The organism is Streptococcus sp. HMSC074B11 (genome assembly GCF_001808705.1).
Lineage (GTDB): Bacteria > Bacillota > Bacilli > Lactobacillales > Streptococcaceae > Streptococcus.
Genome location: NZ_KV794288.1, coordinates 227,770 through 232,303, shown reverse-complemented (window position 1 = coordinate 232,303; position 4,534 = coordinate 227,770). Strand labels below are relative to the sequence as shown.

Sequence of the window (4,534 nt, the reverse complement as noted above, 5' to 3'; positions counted from 1 at the left end):
CACGAGCATCATGAAGATGAACATGATCATGGATTTGCAGCTGAGCGAGTAATCAGTGAGGACGAACAAGGTTTTGTGGTTTCACATGGAGATCATGCCCACTATTTCTTTAAGAAAGATTTATCAGAGGAGCAGATTAAGGCAGCTCAAGAACATTTGCATGGGCACCATAAGGCAGAGCCTGTAAAACCTCTTGCCAAGACTGTAGAAAGTTTCTCTCGAGATGCCAGCGATGAAGAAAAGATAGCTTATATCTCTAAAACCTATGGTGTTCCGCTTGAAGCGATCCGAATTTCAAATGGATTCTTTGTATTTGGAAATCCAGACCAGGCTTATGACCCAACTCACATTCACCCTTATGCTGTTCGAAAGGAACACGTTCGTATTCCTCTCCAAACAGGTGATGCAGAGCTTGATTTCCTAAACGAACTCTATACAACTGCTTTACGTGATGGCGTTTCTCCTTATAGTTTGCAGGTTGAAAATGGTAGCTTCGTCATTCCTCACGGTGATCATAATCACTACATTAAAGTACAAACTAAAGGCTACGAAGTGGCTTTGAAACATAAGATTCCTGCCTTGCAATCTAACTACCAACCAGGAGCCTTTGATGAAGCTACTGTTCAAAATAAGGTTGATCAACTTCTAGCAGAAAGTCGTGAAGTCTATAAAGATAAACCAATTTTACAAAGACAAATTGAGCTTGCCTTGGGACAATTCTCTGAAAATATGAAGAAGCTCTCAACCAACTCAACAGCTGGTTATCTGGCTGCTTTAGATCTCTTTGACAAGCAGTATATCCACGTTGACTCTAGTGTAAAACCAACAGAAATCAGTCCATTAGACAAGAAATATCAAGCTTTAGTAGACAAGATTAATACCTTGGATACGGATGCTTATGGACTTCCTAAAAAGGATCTTTTGGCTCAACTCCAAGAAAATAAATTGGCTCAAGATGAGGCTGGTTTAGATGCAGTTGAAGCTAAACTACAAGCTCTGCAAGATTTTAATGATCGAACTGGTGTTACGACAGTCGAATACATTAAGTATTTCTACCAACATCTGTCAGATGGTCGTTTAAATGACACTCTTAGAAATAAAGTTGCTAACTTAACTTGGACTCTTTATCAGTCACAATCTTTCCTTAAGGCAACTGACTTGAACAAACTCTTCCCTGAAATCTATCAAACAAAATTAGAGGTAGAAGAAGCAGTGAAGAATGAATCAGTTGCTCATAAACCTTCTGAAACGATCCTAGACACTGAAAAAGTGGATGGTCATAGTGCTAAAACGGCAGTCTATGAATTTTTGAAAGGTTTGTATGATGATATTAAGCCTGAGGAACAAAGCAATCATGTTCGAAAAGGTCAAGTAGAAGAACTTTTAACAAAAGCCGAAGAATTAGTAGCTCAAGTCAAAGAAGAGGGAGTTAAAGCTTCACTTGCTGACGAAGTTAAAAATCTGAAAGCTGCTCTAGATAAAGATGACGCAGATCTTGATGAATTAAATACGCAAGTCCAAGATCTTCTGAAGCGTATTTCACAAACTATTCAGAATGAACGTGAGAATGTCAAACAAGACCCAGAGGTTTTAGTTCTCTACCAAAAACTTTATAATGGTGTCATTGCCCTTCATACTTATTTAGAAATGAATAATGGTTCTGATGCTGACTTTGAAAAAGTGGACGCCTTATTTGACAAGCTTAGTGCCGCAAGCAAAGATAAGCAAGCTCTTTTAGCTCTTGCTCAAGAAATCGTTTTGTTAAACCAAGAATTTCAATCCAAAGTCAAGCCAGCTGAAGCTAGCACAGAAACAGCCAATACAGAAACAAACGATAAACAAGCTGAGTCAAACTTAACTCCTGCAACTAGCTCTCCAGAAACAAGAGAAAAAGTAGCAGAATAATAAAAAGTTCAGACAGCTACCGTGTCAAAAGTAGGCTGCTGATAAAAAAGAGGTCGGGAATTTTTTCCCGATCTCTTTAGTCTTTATAAGCTACAATCCCAATAATAGTGTCAACAGCACGTTCCATTGTTTGTAGGCTAACGTATTCAAAACGACCGTGCATATTTTCACCACCAGCAAAGATATTTGGAGTTGGAATTCCCATAAAGGAAATTTTAGAACCGTCTGTTCCGCCACGGATAGGTTCGATAATTGGTGTAATATCAAGATTTTCCATTACTGATTTAGCGATGGTGATTGGAGTCATATCCTTTTCAATGACTTCCTTCATGTTGTAATACTGATCCGTCAAAGTTAAAGTAACACGATCACTACCAAGTTCTTGGTTCATCTTATCAGCAATAGCTTTCATGGCAGCTTTACGCGCTTCGAAGGTTTCTTTTTCGAAGTCACGAATGATGTAGCTAGCACGCGCTTCCTCAACAGTACCTGTTACATCCATGAGATGGTAGAATCCTTGGTAACCCTCAGTCAACTCAGGTCGGTCACCAGCTGGGAGTTGATTGTGGAAGTCAATGGCTAATTGAAGGGCATTGACCATTTGTCCTTTGGCCGTTCCTGGGTGAACATTACGACCTTGGAAATGAAGTTCAGCACCTGCAGCAGAGAAGGTTTCATACTGAAGTTCACCAAGAGGTCCACCGTCAACTGTATAGGCAAAGTCAACATTGAAATCTTCTGCATCAAATTTATTGGCACCAACACCGATTTCTTCATCAGGTCCGAAGCCAACACGGATTTCACAGTGTTTAATCTCAGGATGAACAGTCAAGTATTCGATAGCTGTCATGATTTCAGCGATACCAGATTTATCATCAGCCCCGAGAAGGGTAGTTCCATCAGTTGTAATCAAGGTTTGCCCTAGATATTTCTCTAAGCTCTTGAAATCCGCTGGATCTAGTTTGAAACCAGAGTTGCCAAGCCCGATAACGCCACCATCATAATTTTCAATAACTTGCGGGTTAACACCTTCAGCATTAAAATCTGCTGTATCCATGTGGGAGATAAAGCCAATCTTACGAGTCAAACTAGGATCGTTAGCTGGAAGAGTACCGATAGCAAAACCGTTTGGTAGGTAGTAAACATTTTGCAAACCAACACGTTTCATCTCAGGGATGAGGACATTGGTTGCGAAGTCTACTTGACTTTGGGTACTTGGTGTAGTGGTTGAATGTTCGTCAGAACGTGTATTGACTTTGACATAAGTCAAAAAACGCTCCAACAATGTTGGATATTTCATCGTAACTCCTTTTTTCCTTCTTTTAAAACCATTGTATCATAGAAAGAAGAGAAAAACAAAAGTCAGAAGGGAGAAAAAATCCTTATGTTAGCGTTTACTTATAGCTTCTTTAGTGATACAATAAAAAAGATAAAAATATCACAAGGATGCAGAGATGAAAAAAGCAATTTTAATGATGACATTTGGTTCACCAGAAGAGATTACCTTTGAAGGAGTAGCCGACTTTTTTACCAACATTCGTCGAGGGGTTCGACCTCAAGATCACGAGATTCAAACACTCTATGATAATTATGTTCGAATTGGAGGAACTCCACTTCAAAAAATTACCCGTGAAGAAGTTGCATTGGTAGAAGCTAGGTTAGGAAATGAATATAGTGTGTATTTTGCTAATAAATTTTCAAGCCCTTTTATTCCAGATGTGATTCGGCAAATGGAAGCAGATGGAATTGAAAAGTGTATTTGCTTGATTTTGGAGCCACACTATTCCTTTTACTCTGTCATGGGGTACGAAAAGTTTCTGGAAAGCAAACAAATTCAGTTTTTAGTTATTAAGGACTGGTATCAAGAAGAAGCACTATTAAACTATTGGACAGCTGAAATTGCTAAAATTTTAAAAGAAAAGGTGAAACAGGATAGCTTTAAAGTCATCTTTTCTGCCCACAGTGTGCCCATTTTTGCCTTGGATTTTGGTGATCCCTATATCGACCAGATTTTCGAAAATAGCAAGTTAATTGCTGAGAAATTAGGCTTGAAACCAGAGCAATATACCAACACTTGGCAGAGCGAAAGTAATATTGGTATTCCTTGGATTAAACCAGATGTATTGGAGTATCTAAGAGAACAGGAAGAACATCCAGAGCATTATATTTTTGTGCCTATTAGTTTTATCAGTGAGCATATTGAAGTCTTGTTTGACAACGATGTGGAATGTCATGACTTGTGTCAGGAATTGGAGGTGAACTACCATCGTCCACCAATGCCAAATACAGATTCTCGTTTGATTGATGCCTTGGTCAATATTATCCGAGCTAATGAACATAAAGAATTTAGAGAATTCCTCCCAGAAGAAGAAACCTTTGATGAATTAGTCCCTTCGGAGGACACTAAGAATATTTTAGATGAATCACAAGACTTACAAATGCCAGAATTTGTTAAAAAATTAATTGAGAAAAAAGGTCGTGAAAATGTCAAGATGCCTTATTTAATCAAAAGAATGCTTGAAAAAGCTGGCAAATTACCTAAAGACTAGGTGAAAATAGAAAAGAACTGGTAATACTCTTCGAAAATCAAATTCAAACTGCGTCAACGTCGCCTTGCCGTACTCAAGTA

3 protein-coding genes are annotated in these 4,534 nt (G+C 38.5%); 2 read left to right on the top strand and 1 reads right to left on the bottom strand.

Annotated features, from left to right (window positions below):
- Positions 1 to 1,905: pneumococcal-type histidine triad protein (locus HMPREF2619_RS08375; RefSeq protein WP_186821501.1), on the top strand; the 1,905-nt coding region annotated here is incomplete at its 5' end.
- Between the two features lie 76 nt (positions 1,906 to 1,981).
- Here HMPREF2619_RS08375 and pepT read toward each other — a convergent pair.
- Positions 1,982 to 3,205: a peptidase T gene (gene pepT, locus HMPREF2619_RS08370; RefSeq protein ID WP_070460667.1), complete on the bottom strand. Its 1,224-nt coding sequence runs from the start codon at positions 3,203 to 3,205 to the stop codon at positions 1,982 to 1,984.
- 154 nt (positions 3,206 to 3,359) lie between these two features.
- Between pepT and hemH the strand changes: the two genes are divergently transcribed.
- Positions 3,360 to 4,454, top strand: a complete 1,095-nt coding sequence (gene hemH, locus HMPREF2619_RS08365) for a ferrochelatase (protein ID WP_070460665.1) — start codon at positions 3,360 to 3,362, stop codon at positions 4,452 to 4,454.
- Positions 4,455 to 4,534 lie beyond the last annotated feature (80 nt).

Bases quoted from the DNA above. Each gene is read 5' to 3' on its own strand.
- pepT (WP_070460667.1), bottom strand. From the start codon at position 3,205: ATGAAATATCCAACATTGTTGGAGCGTTTTTTGACTTATGTCAAAGTC.
- hemH (WP_070460665.1), top strand. From the start codon at position 3,360: ATGAAAAAAGCAATTTTAATGATGACATTTGGTTCACCAGAAGAGATT.